Consider the following 15,540-nt stretch of genomic DNA (forward strand, 5'->3'; position numbering starts at 1 on the left):
CAATAACATATTAAAAAAAAGGCTAACTTTTTTCAAGCAACGCCACAAAAGACTCGTATCCGTTCTGCATGAGCTCTTCATTCGTCTTGCCAACAAAGCTTGTATTGCGGTGTTTGCAAAAAAGTGCGCAGATTCCGTGCACTACGGAGATGATCAGGAAAGTAAAATATTCTGTGTCCATATCTACGAACTTGCCTTTCTGCTGACATTCCTGTACCATTCCCTGCATATATTTGATGGCTTCTTCAGCTATCTGGAATCCCTCAGACAGGGAATCTTTAACAGGTTCGTCAACAATGAACATCAGGTTATAATAATCTTTATTATCTTGGGCAAATTGAATAAACACGCGCCCGGATGCTTTTAACCGCTCAAAAGGGTCGCCAACTTTGTCCAGTACTTTCAACTGGTTCAACAACAGGCGAAAGCCCTCCTTATGTAATTCGTGGAAGATCTCACTCTTGTCTTTGAAATAGAAATAAAGCGAGCCCTGGCTGTAATTGATCTCAGCGGCGATATTACGCATACTGGTTTTTTCATAGCCCTTCTCCAAAAATATCTTACGTGCACCGTTAAGGATGCGTTTGTGCATTTCCTGTTTCTCTTTTAATTTTCTTTCTGCTATGCCCATTTTTAGATAATGATAAGATACAAATATAAGATCGCCGTTCGTGTGGCCAAATTTCGGATGGGTGTTTCTGCTTAATTCTGCATGCCTGGGCTGATCTTACTCATAATGTTCACCGCAGCAACTCTAGGTAAAAACCTGAAACCGAATAGCATAAAACGATTTTTCCAACCTTGCATCACTCTTGGCTTCTGCCTTTTTTGTAGGGCTTTCACGAGTTCCCTGGCAACATCCTCAACAGAAGACATTACAAACTTTGGGAAATCACTGGTATGCCCGCCTGCGTTTGCATGGAAATCGGAGTTTGCGGCGCCGGGGTTAAAGCCTGTTACATAAATGCCTTTCGGCTTGAATTCGCACCACAATGATTCTGAGAAATTAGCGACAAAACTCTTGGTGCCTGCATACACCGCACCGCCCGGCAGAGAAGAATGGGCCAGCAGCGAACCGATATTGATGAGCGCATCTCCTTTGACAGCTTTCTGTAAAAAGCTATAAGACAAAGTTACCAAAGCTTGCATATTGAGCTGCATCGTGGCCAACTGGTCTTCCAGCGGGATATCAGTAAATTTTCCGTAAGTACCGTTACCCGCGTTGTTGATGAGCACGTCGTACTTTTCAGCGCTGAGATGTGCCGCCAGCTTTTGCAGGTCTTCCTTGTTGTTCAGATCAGCAACCAGGATGGTATGGCCGCTGCCGCTTAAACCGCTTAACGCCTTTTCGAGGCGGCCCCTGTTACGGGCTACCAGGGTAACCTGGTAATTCTGTTGAGCCAGCTGCCGGGCTGTTTCGAGCCCGATGCCTCCGCTGGCGCCTGTGATCAATGCTTTTTTCATGATTGCCTGGATTAATTTAAAACCGGTACAAATTTATTAAACACTGTTCAATAAAACAAAAAACAGTATACATCATTTTAAAAACTGACATTAAAAACAGAAAAGGTGGGCGTTGAAGTTCACACGTTGCTGATCGTCACCATAAGAAGGGATGATTTAATCAACTATTATTCCCGTTCCGTCACTTTCTTTCGGTGGTTTAATCCCCAGTATTTAAGGGAATAGATAACGGTCGTCAGGGTATTGGCATATTCAATCAATTGATAAGTGATCTTCACCGGGTAGCCATCGATCACGGTCCTGGTAATCAAACGGTGCTGCTTCAGGTCTTTCAGTTCTTTGGCTAAATGCCGCGAATGCTTTCTTGTATATCGGTGAACGGGTCGTTTCCAATAAGCGCATCTATCGCGTACTTTAAACGGGAAGCCGTTACTGTTGAATGTATATCAATCGTAAGATCTTTAAACGAGCGCTGCTTATAAATATTCAATAATTACTTTTCCACTATTGAAAAACGAAAAGATTCAACTCGGTGCAGGTTCGTCTCAGGTTTGCTAAAATAAAATTGACCCGTATAGCTAATCTTGTAATTAATACATCGGTCTTTAGGCGCTTCCGATTTGCCTGATTAAAATCTTGAACAAAACTCACCTATTGTTTCCAAAAAGGGACGGTAATAATGCAAGCCTAAAAACAACAAAGCTCCGATACCATGGTATCGGAGCTTTGTACCGATCAGCAGGAATACTTTCAACATTTAGAAAGCTTTTTACGGCTTATAGAGCCAATAATCCAGATTTAAAGGTTAAAGGGTTTATAAAATGAATATTTATAACAGAACGAATATTCTATAAAATCACGAGTAATTTGGACCAAGCGGGTTAGAATTGAACTACCAATTGTCCTGATTCTTCTAAAAATCAGCCTCGTATCCATGACCTCTTCCTCCCCACCATAATAACCATTTCGCGGCCGAGAACATAATGTGAGCCTTGCTTTCTGCCGAATCCTCATCAAAATCTGGTGGTAATCGTTGGTCCTTTAAATAGGTAACATTGTTTTTAATCGCGTAATCGTCTGCAATTCCCATAATTTGTTGTCCAAAGAGTATAGCACCTTGAGCAAGTTGCGAGGTGTATGCGGTTTCCAACATTCTTTCTCCGATAATTTGCTCACAATCTTTTAAAAATTGAGCCCTGAATATATGAGGTTCATAATGAGGTGCTATATACAAGGGAATACCGTCATGTTCAGGAACCAGTTCAACAACATAGTATCCATACATTTGTCGGAGAAATTCTTCTAAGGATAAGGCTTTGTCTTCTCTAAACTCATATTTTTCTTTTACCCACTCAGTAGCATTATTATCAAAGCCCACTCTTGGGGCATTAAGCGTCTCGTAAGCTGGAATTGAGATATCGAAAAAGGACTCTAACAACTTCTGTCTACCGTTTTGCTTCTTCCCCAATAATTTACTAAAAAACGAGGTTTCTTCCTTCTTTTGCAGTGCCGTAAAAATATCCTCGTATTCTTTTTCTCTACCAGGTTTAGGCCTGTTCATTGGCTTCCAATCAAGTCCCATTACTAATTCTTAAATTGTTTATAACATCGCAGCCGAAATTTGACTACAAACGAATGAACTATAGTTAAGCGCTAATATATCGAAATGCACAACAAAAAACCCTCTTTACAATTATGTAAAGAGGGTTTTTAATTTTTACAGTAAAGTTAAGTACTACCTAACTTTTCCTGTACCCCTGAGCGGGAATACTTTGAACACTTAGAAAGCTTTTTACGGCTTATGGAGCCCATAATCCAAGATTTGAAAGTTAAAGGGTTCATAAAATAAGCAAAGAGATTTTCTTTTTTTGATTTTTAACACACCTTGAGCGGGCTACTTTTGAACCGTTTTTCTTGGATATATTAAAAAAATTATGGATAAAGCTGGAATAGCATGTTTTTGGGAGAGCTATAGGGTCATGAACTTTGTGTCTTTACGCGCTGGAAACGCGGTTTTTGGCGGTTTTTCGGAGACTACTCTATGAATGACAAAGTCCTTTTTATTTTTCCCTCTAACTCCAAAATATGGTTTTTGAACCTTGTTTTTATGCTCTGATAATCAGTATATTATATTTTTTAAGTGTTTCTTACTCTACCTATCACGCAATAGAAAGTACTTAATTGTTAAGTTTAAGATAAAAACTTTTTTTTGATTTTAAAATCATTTTCAATTTCAAATGATCTAATGTAGGTGTCACCTAGATTTCTAACGCAGGTTTTGAAAACGTTGCCCATTTCGTCCATGTGTTCAAAAACGAATACAAAATTTCTCTGTCGAGGCTGGAAGCCGCAGAACCGATTAAGCAGCAATCGTAGGTCACATACGGCGATAGGCCTTTCCTGTTATAATATTGCTTAAGCGCTTCAGGTTTGAAACGCCCAATTGCTTTCCGATGGCCGCGACGTCGTGGCCATCACTTGCAAGTGCGCGAATTTTTGTCACTTGTTCTTTGGATAAAGCATTAGCTCTGTTACCAACAGATTTTGGGTAGAAATGAACATCCTTCCACAGCTTTTTGATGTATGGGTTGCTGATACCTTTCCGTGAAATATTGCCGAAATAAGAAACCTGAAAACCACGACAGGTCTTCATTCCTTCCCAGGCGCCTTCCGGCAGCTTAAATACCCCTCAATTAAACACAAAGGCCCTGTTTCTTTTCCTTTTTATTTTTACCGGACATCAGTGTATCAGTAATCATAATTCCTGAGCAGCTCCTTTAACGAAGGGTTTTTGATAGCCTGAACAACAGCCATTATACTTTGGGGCCTAAATTTATTCCAGCTATCATTGTAGTCTATTATTAAGAAAGAAAGAAAGTAGTCTCTGACAAAAGAATTGGGATAATTAATGATAAACGTCAACAGACCGTCGAAATTTTTCCGAGAATTCAATGGTGCGAACTCCGCATGAGCCAAGTGCCAAAAATAGGCGTAAAAAGTTTCTTCCATCCGATACGTATAATTTGTATCAGCCGCTATGAAGCTGGTGTTAAAAAAAGCCTCCCGTACTTTTTTAGCAAAAACTGGATGCTGTTTTTTATGTTGTTCACCAAGTTCTGTTTCCAGAGATAATGCATGGCTCAAAAATTCAATATTGTTTATTCGCTTAACATAGTCGGAAAAACTTTTATCATAACCGTATACTTTCAAAGGGGCATTATAGTACGTTAATCTAAAAGCATACGCATTAACCAGTGCAGTATACAGGGCCTCTGGATCATTTTGATATTTGACGTTTCTTAAATCAGGAAAGCTGTCCCCTTTTACTAACCTGGTATTTAAAAAATTTGAGTAAGTATAGTTTTTTGCATTTTTGCCCAAGGCCGATATCGTATCCTTAAAATTTTCATCGTCCCATATTATCAATTTGTAAGTCAATTTAACATTGTCGCCTGGCGTAATCAAAATTGGCCGTTTATTCACATAAAGCACACCCGGCTTAGAATCAAGGTAATCCAGCTTATAGTGTTCATTGTCTATTTTTTTTAATACGAAATTATCAGGCTTTTTAAACTTGAAAAAAGAATGCTTTTCTATTTTCGTGTATTTTGCATTTTGGAAAGTAATAGCAACGGTTGCAGTACTTTGGGCATTCACAAGAAAAGGTAGACATTGGATCAAGAATAAAATGCATCGTTTCATATTTAATAAAAATAATTACGCCATAGTTTCGGGTAAATAAAAATATCTTGAAATAGCTCTATTACAATTGAATAGGTTATCTCAAGATATTGGTCTTTTATGGCAGGTTCACAATTAACACCAGAAATCACCCGTGGCGTCGTTGGAGCACCAATTGTGCAAATAAGGGCTATACGGTTGCTGGTTACAATTGCCATCATAAACGTAATTGATACCATTTATGACCCCAGAACACATAATTTGGCCTCCCATAGGCTCGCAGTAGGTAGGACAAGGATTGCCATTATCGCCACCAGGGCCAGCCACATAACCACCTAAGACCATCCGCATTTGCATCCTGGTCAATTTTTCTTTGTTACCGTTGATTTGTAATTTGAAATTTTCCATCTTTTGAGTATAAGGTTAAGTTAAACGAATAATTTTTTTACCGTTAGTTAGTGAGGTATTTATTAATTCATTATCCGGGTTTAGTAAAATTATAAAAAACAATTATAAATCCAAAATATTGTAACTTATATTGATTTATAATGTTAACAACAAACAATAAGCGGCTTTTATTTGAAGGGTAACATTTCGCAATGTTTTGACTCCTATTCATTTTAGCTATATTTTAGGCCTTGTAGTAATTTTCGGCAATTCGTAATGAACTTCTTTCTTAGTATGTTTGGGTTCGAAGATTATTATTTTTATACCCCTCATTATATTAAATAACATTTGCTTAAAGGTAAACGTCTTCATATATTTGGTGATCCTAACCTTAATATATATATGCTGTTCCCTTTTACAACTCAAAATGCAGATAAAGTAGTATACAGGCTTTTAAAAAAGATAGCTGTAAATATATCTCCATCAACCATAAGTGCAGAATTGGAGAAACACCCCGATTATCCAAGCTTATTATCCATTAGTGATGTACTTAATAACTTCGGCGTAGAAAACGTGGCGTACCGCATGGATCCAACTTTATTGACAGAGGTTTCCTGTCCGTTCATAGCGCATACCAACCGCATTAATGCTTTTGTGGTAGTAAATGAAATTGATAAAGGAAGGGTTAACTTTTCGGATGAAAACAAGGCTAGTTATTCCATAAGCCTCGAAGACTTTAAGAAATTGTTTAACGGCGTCATATTAACAGTTACGACGACTGTAAACGCTGCAAATAGAGGTAAATACATCAAAGCCAGTGCAGCATTAGAACCTTTCCGTTTCCTATTCGCGATTGGAGGCCTGATGTTTATTTTTATTTTAGGGATAGTATTTCATACCCGCTTTTTTTTAAACATCGGCTGGCCGGCAGTAACACTAACCCTGTTTAAAACTGCTGGTTTAATCACAGCGCTATTGTTATTAATACAGAGCATAGACAGTAATAATCCCCTTGTTCAACGATTTTGCGGAAGTACTGGCGATAAGGTTAATTGCAACAGCATCCTGTCCTCAAAAGCGGCAAATGTATTTAAAGGGCTGTCCTGGAGTGAGTTGGGCTTTTTTTATTTTGCAGGAACATGGCTGCTTCTATTGTTTGGCAACGGCACACCCTTAATGTGGCGAACGTTAGCTATATTCAATTTCATTAGTCTGCCCTATACCTTTTATTCTATCTACTATCAGGCCAGGATAGCGAAACAATGGTGTGTGCTTTGTTGTATCGTGCAATCTGTTTTATGGCTGGAGTTTTCGGTGTTGGTAACAACTTTTGGTAAAACCATGTCACTTGCGCTAACGTGGAAGGAGCTGTCCGATATCTTGATTTACTCGTCCCTTCCAATAATTTTGTGGATGCTCATTAAACCTGTTGTCTTGAAGGCACAACAGGTCAAGCCCTTAAAAGGGCTGTTACGGCGATTCAAATACAATATCGAATTATTCGACAGTATTCTTGCCGCCCAGCCAAAATACGCGTTGCCGGGGGAAGAATGGAGTATTTTATTGGGAAATACAGATGCCAATAATATTATTACGATGGTGAGCAATCCTTATTGCCAACCGTGTGCAAGGGCACACCAGGCACTAGAGGAATTGTTGGCGCAAAGGGGCGATGTGCAGGCCCGGATCATATTTACCGCATCAAATCACGACAGGGATATCAGGACACCAATAGTCCGGCACCTCATGGCACTGAACCGGCTCGCCGACAGAAAACTGGTCAAACATGCATTAAACGATTGGTATGATCAGAAACAAAAAGACTATGCAACGTGGGCTAAAATCTACCCGGTACAAATAGATAAGGCCGATTACCATATACTGGACCGGCAAGCTGCATGGTGCGGCACCGCTGAGATTACGGAAACGCCAACCATGTTAGTGAATGGGCATAAAATGCCAGATCTTTACCAGCTTTCTGATTTGAAGTATATGCTTGAATAAAACGAACTGTTAGTGTCAACTATTTAGTAACGAACAATGGCCTTTCCCTTCTACAAACAAGCCGATCAGATGGATTGCGGCCCAACCTGCCTTCGGATGATTACCAAGCATTACGGCCGTAATTTTACGATACAGACATTAAGGCTGCTCTGCGAAATTAATAGGGAAGGCGTTTCCCTGTTGGGCATCAGTGATGCTGCTGAAAAAATTGGCTTCCGCTCCATGGGGGTAAAACTAAATGCTCAACAGCTTGGTGAAGTGGAATTACCTTGTATCTTGCATTGGCGGCAAAACCATTTTGTGGTACTGTACAAGATCAGTAAGCATCATTACTATATGGCTGATCCCGGCGCGGGGATGGTTAAGCTTAATGAAGCAGAGTTTAAACGCAACTGGCAGGTAGACAAGGATACCGGAAACGGAATTGCACTTTTGGTATCACCGACCCCGAATTTTTACGAGCAGGATGATGAAAAAAACAATGAGGTGCGTTGGTCATTCTTGTTAAGGTATTTGGTTACCTACCGGAAGCTGGTGATTCAGCTGCTGTTTGGTCTGGGCATCGGTAGTTTGCTTCAGTTGATCACCCCCTTTTTAACCCAATCAATTGTTGACATCGGGATCAATACCCGCAATCTTAATTTTATTTACGTTATCCTGTTCGCACAGGCCGCACTCATCATTGGCCGTGTAAGCGTCGAATTTATACGGTCATGGATCTTGCTACACATCAGTACAAGGGTTAATATTTCCATTCTTACCGATTTCCTGATAAAACTGATGAAGTTGCCCATAGGCTTTTTTGACACCAAAATGACCGGCGATATCATGCAGCGCATGAGCGATCAAAAAAAAATAGAAAGCTTTTTGACCGGCTCCACGCTAACCACCATATTCTCCATGTTTAACTTGCTTGTCTTTTCGGTGGTACTTGCCTATTACAACACCGGTATATTCTTTATTTTCGCGGTTAGCAGTATTTTATATACGGCATGGATCGTGCTTTTTTTAAAACGGCGGCGGCAATTGAATTACAAAAGCTTTGATGTAGCAGCTAAAAACCAAAGCAGTATCGTACAATTGATCGGCGGCATGCAGGAGATTAAGCTTAATAACAGCGAGCAGCAGAAACGTTGGGAATGGGAACATATACAGGCAAGATTATTCAAATACAATGTTAAGTCACTTTCGCTTAGTCAATACCAGCAGGGTGGTGCCACATTGATCAATGAGGGTAGAAACCTGCTGATTACTTTTATGAGCGCAACGGCAGTTATTAATGGCGATCTGACTTTAGGGGCTATGGTTGCCGTTCAATATATCGTTGGTCAGTTGAGCAGTCCCATTGATCAGCTTCTGGGATTTGTTCAGGCCTTTCAGGATGCGAAGATCAGTCTGGAAAGGCTAAACGAAATCCATCAGCTTGACGATGAAGAACATGGCCATAAAGAATGGAACCACACCTTTCCGGAAAACAAAAGTTTATCGATTAATAAGGTTACCTTCCGGTATCCGGGCGCTGGGAATGAACCTGTACTCGAAGAAATCGACCTGCTTCTACCCCAGGGAAAGACCACCGCAATAGTTGGTATGAGCGGCAGCGGCAAAACCACCCTCCTAAAATTGCTGCTTCGTTTTTACGAGCCGCAAAGGGGCGATATAAAGATTGGCGGACAACCCATTGACACCATGGGTTTTAAAATATGGCGCAGCGAATGCGGCGTTGTGATGCAGGATGGTTTTATCTTTTCAGATAGTATTGAACGAAACATAGCTGTAGGCGATGAATACCCGGATAAGGAAAAATTACGCCATGCGATTAAAGTTGCTAATATTCAGGATTTGATAGATAGGTTACCTATGGGAATACACACCAAAATAGGCGCTGAAGGTAACGGGATAAGCCAGGGACAGCGCCAGCGCTTGCTTATAGCAAGGGCCGTTTACAAGAACCCCCATTATATATTTTTTGACGAAGCCACAAATTCACTGGATGCCAATAACGAAAAAATAATCATGGATAATTTGGCTGAATTTTTTCAAGGCCGCACTGTTGTCATCGTAGCACACCGCCTGAGCACTGTAAAAAATGCAGATAATATTGTCGTGCTGGATAAGGGCCGTATTATTGAGCAGGGAACACACCATGAACTCTCATCCATGAAAGGGGAATACTATCGTTTAGTCAAGAATCAATTAGAATTAGGAAACTGACATGCCAATCTCGGATATAAATTCCACTCTGGAAGCCCGGCATACCGATGATATCCAGGATATCATTACGACGGTACCATCATGGTTGTTACGATGGGGTATAGCCATATTTTTTATCATCCTGGTTCTGATCGTTGGGCTTGCTGCGATTATACGTTACCCCGATATTGTGAAGACACAGTTGAAGATCGACTCCCCAAATTCGCCGAAAGCCGTCGTATCTAAAGTGCCGGGTAAACTAGTGAAGCTATTGGTATCCGAAGGCCAGGAAGTCACGACAGGCGAACCCTTGGCATACCTGGAAAGTACAGCACATCATAAAACAGTACTTCAATTGCTAACCGTCTTAAAACGGATGCAGCATCAATTACTCAACGACAGCATCGTTGACCGGCACGGGTTCAACCGCGATGAGCAATTTTCGCTGGGTGAATTACAATCAGGATACCAGGTTTTCATGCAGGAATACTTGAATTATCAGTCAGCGGTAAAAGATGGGTTCTTTTTGCAAAAGAGGGATTACTTAAAAAAAGACCTTACCAACCTGAACGAACAGCGTTCACAGCTTAACGCGCAAAAAGATCTTGAACAAAAGGATTATTTATTAGCCGGTCAGGAATATGAAATGCACAAAAAGCTGGAACATGAGAAAGTCGAAACTATTGCTGAGTTCAGGCAGGCTGAAAGTAAATATCTTGCTAAAAAATCTCCATTGATACAAACAGAGGCCTCGTTAATATCAGCAGCGGCCACCTATGCCTCTAAACAAAAAGAAATACTGGAACTTGATAACCAGATCAGGGAGGAAAAAACGAAGTTTTCACAAGCCTTGAATAGTCTGATCAGCCAGGCAGATGACTGGAAAAGTAAGTATATATTAAGTGCATCTCAAAGTGGCATCATCAACTATGCAGGCATTGTGCAGGAAAATGAGGTATTGAATGTCGCACAGGAAGTATTCTATATTGACTCCCAGAAATCAAACTTTTTTGGTATTATGAGTATACCCCAAACCAACATGGGTAAAGTGAAGGAAGGACAGGAAGTATTGGTCAAGCTAAAGGGATTCCCTTATGAGCAATATGGAATTATGCATGGACATATCAGTTTTATTGCTGCTGTTCCTTACAAAGACAGCGTGTTTATTTCCAGGGTCAATTTTCCCCTGCTGTATAATACGGACATGAAAAAGGTTGTTCATTTGAAGCAAGGTATGCTGGCAGATGCTGAAATCATTACAGAAGACGCTACGGTGTTGCAGCGCATCACACATAATCTGAGGAAGATGGCCGGTCCCAATTAATAATGTATTAACTAAAAAGCAATCAGATCCGCAAATATACCGCAAAGTATAAGTATAAACCAAACTTTCGTTTCATAGATGCATGTTTATTAATTTTTTGATATTGATTTGGGTTGAAAATATTAACCTACAGTATTATTATGCGTTAGTTTCAACTACTGATGAATTTATAAATCGGGCACCGGCTTACAAATTATCGTGTTTGGATGCGATCAGAATTGAAAGACAAATATTGTCGTACTCTACAGTTTATACGATCTTCTGTTATACGATCTTATGGTAATTGCCTGCCTTCGCATCCTGTAGCGGCATAACTTTTGAATAGGTGATGTCCTGTCATAAGTTTAAAACATCATCGGTACAGGTTATTTCTACCTATCACGCCGCAGTTATCGATCCGCGCCTTTGTATTGTTTGCAAACAGTTCTGGACATGGCCGGAATTGTTGGATTGAATGTCCGCAATAAGCTGTGTCAACTTTTTATCAATAATCTGAGTAATTAAAATAAGTTGAAATAAAGTAAAAACCAATGATGTAAGCTGGAAAGCAAAAAGCTTCATCTTAAATATTAGCGCAACAAACCATGCTAATGAATAGTATGTGTCTTATGCTTTTTCAAGGCTGATTTTGTAACTGTGGCGAACCTTTATCACTTGGAGTAAAGATGCTGTCCGATACTCTTGCAAAACATTTTTATATTATAATTCATTCAGCTCTATTTGCAAAAATAAAACACAATACTTTTTTTTATTTTATTTTTTTTAATACCTTTATAATACTTAAACAATCACAACTGAAATCAAAGAAATACTTACACTTTTTATCTTAATAACCTATCGTCAGCAAGGTTCAGAAATACCAAAAGTTTCGTTCCTAAAGATTGCGGCGTTTGGGTTTTGATGAATTCGGTAACAAATTTTATCATTTTCAGGAGGTTTAATTTCAAATTATTTTGCTTACTGCCACCAATTTAAGACTGGCAAAAGTGAGGTTTGCGCGTATTGACTTTGAAAAGTAAAAATCACCATAATGAGATTATCCGGTTCAAAAACAACTACCTTTTGTTTGCAGTTCGTGCTTTTTTTTCTCGCTAAAGCAGAAGCAGCAAATGCGCAGCTTTCATTTACAAACGTTGTCCCTCCGCCCCCCGCGGCTGCGGCTTTAGAAAAATTCATTGAACAGCCTGTAGATTTATATCGAGGTATCCCAACGGTGACTGTTCCGATATGGACTGTCAAACAAAAGGGGATTTCGTTACCAATTAGTTTGAGTTATCATGCCGGAGGTATTAAAGTGCAGGAAACTCCGTCGTGGACCGGCGCTGGCTGGGCTCTTTTTGCAGGGGGGCAGATTACCAGAACCATAAAGGGAGCTCCGGATGATGCCAATTCAGGTTTTGCAAGTACAAGCAATATTGTCCCCATTTGTCCTAATGATTGGTCTTATGATGTTTATTACAGTGCGGAATCGGGTAATCCGGATTGGGAGCCTGATGTTTTTAGCTACACTTGCCCTGCGGGTTCCGGAAAATTTGTGCTCGATCAAAGTGGTAATGTACACCAAATGCCGCAAACAAACTTAAAGATTGCTTTTACAAGAGTTGCTGGGAGATTTGAGTATTGGACAATTACAGATGCTAATGGTGTTGTCTATGAATTCAACCAACCTGAGAAGGCTTTCAGTACCATCCCTAGTCCTGGTATTAACTATAATGCAAGTTGGTATATGACCGCAATAAAGCCAACTACGGGTAATTCTGCAGACAATATTACTTTAGAATACCAGGCTTATTCAACAGAAAATCAGCAATTCAGCTCCGAGACAGTTGCCGATAACAGCACCATGGACTCTTATGCTAATATAACCATCAGTCAAACCCAGGCCATGCTGTTATCCAAAATTAATTATGCTGCGGGCAGCGTAAATTTCATTCCGGGTGCATTCAGGCATGACCTTAAAGGAGGTCAAACACTAAGCAGTATCACGGTAAAAGATATCAACGGTAATTTGATGAAAACCTTCAATTTTTCCTATAACTATTTTGGGGGTACGGGCTTTTTTGAATTCAGCGGTCTGACACCGGCAACGGCAACAACAACCGCCAATACAAGCTTCAGGTTGTCTTTAAAAAGCCTGCAGGAATTAGATGCAAATAATACCCCAAAACCAGCTTATCAATTTATATATGAAACCGGGGCATGGTTACCGGATAGGCTTAATTCAAAAGCGCTCGATCATTGGGGGTATTATAATGGAAAGGACGGTAACCTTACCCTAATCGCGTCTTATCAAAACGGTTTTATTAACGGGGCGCCTATCTATACAACAGGTTCGGGTGGAGGCAACAGGTACCCTGATGAGAGCTTCGCGAAGGCCGGTTCACTGAAGCAAATAATCTACCCGACAGGTGGCTCTACAACATTTGTATATGAAAATAACAGGGTTAATACGTCATATTATCAGCTGGATTATTCTCCCCAGCAGTTTAATTTTGCCATGGCCGTATCCGCTTGCAACGTCTCCCCTCCAGTCAATTTCACCGTTAATAATTATCCTGGAAATGCAGTCGCTTTTAAAATAAATTTTCAGTCATATGTACCATCTGCCACCCCAATCACATGTACTGGAAATACTACTCCGATAACGGTGGCTAATCCGGCAACTAATCTATTCTTTAAAATTTTTAAAGCTACTGATCTTAATAATCCTGTATACACGTCATCTGGTCAGATGATCGTTGACGGTACAACCAAATCAGGATCAGATCAAGTTGGTTTAGCCAATGGGGATTATGTGTTGAGGATCTGTAAATATGGTCAAAACACCCAGGCGCTTGCAAGTGATGCTACGACATCGGGTAGTTATAGTTTTACCATGTCAGGCGTACAATATAGCAATCCGGGTTATAAATTAGCCGGAGGGTTAAGGATTAAGGAAATATTGAATACTGATCCGATAACAAATAATGTAATTGATAAGACATTTGAATACATTGACGGTGCACAAAGTTCCGGGACACTTAGTTATATTCCAACCTACGTCTACAAGTTTGAATATGGACCTAATGGTTCTTACGTAATCAATGTCAGAACGTCGGTAGCTAACGTCACCAGTGATGATGATGGTGTTTCTTATAGTAAAGTTACCGTTTATGAAGGGAAAAATCCTCAGACCCAGGAAGTCGGAACCAATGGAAAAACAGAGTACATTTATACGGTGCCTGTAGATTATGTCACGACATACACCTATTCCGGTGTTGGCTCAGTCAGTACTTTAGGTTATAATAATTTCATGGCTATCAATTCAACGACTTCCAGTTGCTATACAGATGCCATGGTAAATAACGCGACGCCGATCAATTACTCCTATGGGGTTACTTACCCATTTGTTCCAAATGTTTCACAGGGCTGGAGGAGAGGGCTTTTGCTCAATCAGTTTACATATAGCAAAGTTGCCGGGAACTATATTATGATCAAAAGCCTGACCAATACTTATAAAGACGATTATTATGGGAGCAATACCCAGATAAATCATAGCACTGATGTCTTAGGGGCGAGGGTCGCAACGTACTTCCAGGAACACGGTGTGGCCCCAGATGGAACGCCTGCTGGCTCTGCAGTATATAAAGGGATTTCTTATTACTATTATCCGTCCCGCTTGAACAAGTTAATTGAGACGGATGAAATCCAGTTTGACGCGAACGGGCTGAAGCCGGTAACGACGACAACGAGTTATGTTTACGGTAACTTAGAGCATCAGTTGGTAACACAAAAAACGATGTTAACCAGTTCGGGTGATAATTTTATTTCGGTATACAAATATCCCTCGGACTTTTCGTCGCAACAACCATATACGGACATGTACACCAGGCATATCTGGGGGCCTGTTGTAGAGCAGTTGAATTATAAAAACTCGTTATCCAATTTCCTGAACTCTGTCAAGACAGATTACGCGGCCTGGGGAACTGTTATTGCGCCCAACGTTGTCAGCTCGAAAACAGGGATTAATGCATATGAACCAAGACTGCATTACTACACGTACGACAATCAGGGGAACGAGGTTGAAACCGGGAAGGACCTGGGGCCAAGAACCTGTTATATATGGAGTTATGCGGGCCGATATCCTATAGCGAAAGTTGAAAACGCTGTTTACAGCGACATCGTTTCCGCCCTGGGGGGAGTAACCGCTGTTGAAAACTTCAAGAATAACATTTTACCAACAGATGCGCAGGTTAAAAGCTTTTTAACACCTTTAATGGCCAGTAGTACTTACCAGGTAAGTACATTTACCTGCAATCCTATTTTGGGTATTACCAGCAGTACCGACGCCAAGGGACTGGTTACCTATTATGAGTATGACAGCTTTCAGCGATTGTTGAACATCAAAGACAAAGACGGTAATATTATTAAGCACATGGATTACCATTACGCCAATAACTAGAGTAAGTTCCTGAACAAAGTACCAAAACGACCTTTTTCTATTATCA

Annotated in this window: 12 protein-coding genes; 4 read left to right on the forward strand and 8 right to left on the reverse strand. The window is 40.3% G+C overall.

Annotation, left to right across the window (positions count from 1 at the left end; all coding sequences use genetic code 11):
* Positions 1-22: 22 nt before the first annotated feature.
* The 7 genes from PQ469_RS12010 to PQ469_RS12040 all read right to left on the reverse strand — a co-directional run bounded on the left by PQ469_RS12010 (position 23) and on the right by PQ469_RS12040 (position 5,553).
* Positions 23-631, reverse strand: coding sequence for a TetR/AcrR family transcriptional regulator (locus tag PQ469_RS12010; protein ID WP_274213175.1), 609 nt, complete (start codon positions 629-631; stop codon positions 23-25).
* Between the two features lie 71 nt (positions 632-702).
* Positions 703-1,464, reverse strand: a complete 762-nt coding sequence (locus tag PQ469_RS12015; RefSeq protein ID WP_274213176.1) for an SDR family NAD(P)-dependent oxidoreductase — start codon at positions 1,462-1,464, stop codon at positions 703-705.
* A gap of 167 nt (positions 1,465-1,631) precedes the next feature.
* Complete coding sequence (locus PQ469_RS12020; protein WP_274213177.1) at positions 1,632-1,775, reverse strand: winged helix-turn-helix transcriptional regulator; 144 nt, start codon at positions 1,773-1,775, stop codon at positions 1,632-1,634.
* 602 nt (positions 1,776-2,377) lie between these two features.
* Positions 2,378-3,025, reverse strand: a complete 648-nt coding sequence (locus tag PQ469_RS12025) for a hypothetical protein (protein WP_274213178.1) — start codon at positions 3,023-3,025, stop codon at positions 2,378-2,380.
* Between the two features lie 816 nt (positions 3,026-3,841).
* The gene (locus PQ469_RS12030; RefSeq protein ID WP_274213179.1) at positions 3,842-4,117 is read right to left on the reverse strand and encodes a helix-turn-helix domain-containing protein; all 276 of its coding nucleotides are present in this window, start codon (positions 4,115-4,117) and stop codon (positions 3,842-3,844) included.
* A 95-nt stretch (positions 4,118-4,212) separates the two neighbouring features.
* On the reverse strand, positions 4,213-5,166 hold the full coding sequence (locus tag PQ469_RS12035; RefSeq protein WP_274213180.1) for a hypothetical protein: 954 nt from the start codon (positions 5,164-5,166) through the stop codon (positions 4,213-4,215).
* A 114-nt stretch (positions 5,167-5,280) separates the two neighbouring features.
* Positions 5,281-5,553, reverse strand: a complete 273-nt coding sequence (locus PQ469_RS12040) for a hypothetical protein (protein WP_274213181.1) — start codon at positions 5,551-5,553, stop codon at positions 5,281-5,283.
* 381 nt (positions 5,554-5,934) lie between these two features.
* Between PQ469_RS12040 and PQ469_RS12045 the strand changes: the two genes are divergently transcribed.
* Genes PQ469_RS12045 through PQ469_RS12055 form a run of 3 tightly spaced genes read left to right on the forward strand, consistent with a single transcriptional unit; the run spans position 5,935 to position 11,053 of the window.
* Complete coding sequence (locus PQ469_RS12045) at positions 5,935-7,536, forward strand: cysteine peptidase family C39 domain-containing protein (RefSeq protein ID WP_274213182.1); 1,602 nt, start codon at positions 5,935-5,937, stop codon at positions 7,534-7,536.
* 36 nt (positions 7,537-7,572) lie between these two features.
* Entirely contained in the window at positions 7,573-9,750 is a 2,178-nt protein-coding gene (locus PQ469_RS12050; RefSeq protein WP_274213183.1) for a peptidase domain-containing ABC transporter, read from the forward strand.
* A 1-nt stretch (position 9,751) separates the two neighbouring features.
* The gene (locus PQ469_RS12055) at positions 9,752-11,053 is read left to right on the forward strand and encodes an HlyD family secretion protein (protein WP_274213184.1); all 1,302 of its coding nucleotides are present in this window, start codon (positions 9,752-9,754) and stop codon (positions 11,051-11,053) included.
* Positions 11,054-12,010: 957 nt separating this feature from the next.
* Here the strand turns inward: PQ469_RS12055 and PQ469_RS12060 are convergent.
* Positions 12,011-12,229, reverse strand: a complete 219-nt coding sequence (locus PQ469_RS12060) for a hypothetical protein (protein WP_274213185.1) — start codon at positions 12,227-12,229, stop codon at positions 12,011-12,013.
* 91 nt (positions 12,230-12,320) lie between these two features.
* Here PQ469_RS12060 and PQ469_RS12065 point away from each other — a divergent pair, with 91 nt between their 5' ends.
* Positions 12,321-15,494: an RHS repeat domain-containing protein gene (locus PQ469_RS12065; protein ID WP_274213186.1), complete on the forward strand. Its 3,174-nt coding sequence runs from the start codon at positions 12,321-12,323 to the stop codon at positions 15,492-15,494.
* Positions 15,495-15,540: the final 46 nt, after the last annotated feature.

It is taken from the genome of Mucilaginibacter sp. KACC 22773 (genome assembly GCF_028736215.1).
In the GTDB taxonomy this organism is placed as follows: Bacteria; Bacteroidota; Bacteroidia; order Sphingobacteriales; family Sphingobacteriaceae; genus Mucilaginibacter.

Bases quoted from the DNA above. Each gene is read 5' to 3' on its own strand.
- PQ469_RS12010 (WP_274213175.1), bottom strand. From the start codon at position 631: ATGGGCATAGCAGAAAGAAAATTAAAAGAGAAACAGGAAATGCACAAA.
- PQ469_RS12015 (WP_274213176.1), bottom strand. From the start codon at position 1,464: ATGAAAAAAGCATTGATCACAGGCGCCAGCGGAGGCATCGGGCTCGAA.
- PQ469_RS12025 (WP_274213178.1), bottom strand. From the start codon at position 3,025: ATGAACAGGCCTAAACCTGGTAGAGAAAAAGAATACGAGGATATTTTT.
- PQ469_RS12030 (WP_274213179.1), bottom strand. From the start codon at position 4,117: ATGAAGACCTGTCGTGGTTTTCAGGTTTCTTATTTCGGCAATATTTCA.
- PQ469_RS12035 (WP_274213180.1), bottom strand. From the start codon at position 5,166: ATGAAACGATGCATTTTATTCTTGATCCAATGTCTACCTTTTCTTGTG.
- PQ469_RS12040 (WP_274213181.1), bottom strand. From the start codon at position 5,553: ATGGAAAATTTCAAATTACAAATCAACGGTAACAAAGAAAAATTGACC.
- PQ469_RS12045 (WP_274213182.1), top strand. From the start codon at position 5,935: ATGCTGTTCCCTTTTACAACTCAAAATGCAGATAAAGTAGTATACAGG.
- PQ469_RS12050 (WP_274213183.1), top strand. From the start codon at position 7,573: ATGGCCTTTCCCTTCTACAAACAAGCCGATCAGATGGATTGCGGCCCA.
- PQ469_RS12055 (WP_274213184.1), top strand. From the start codon at position 9,752: ATGCCAATCTCGGATATAAATTCCACTCTGGAAGCCCGGCATACCGAT.
- PQ469_RS12060 (WP_274213185.1), bottom strand. From the start codon at position 12,229: ATGAATTTTTCTAAAGCCGCAGCCGCGGGGGGCGGAGGGACAACGTTT.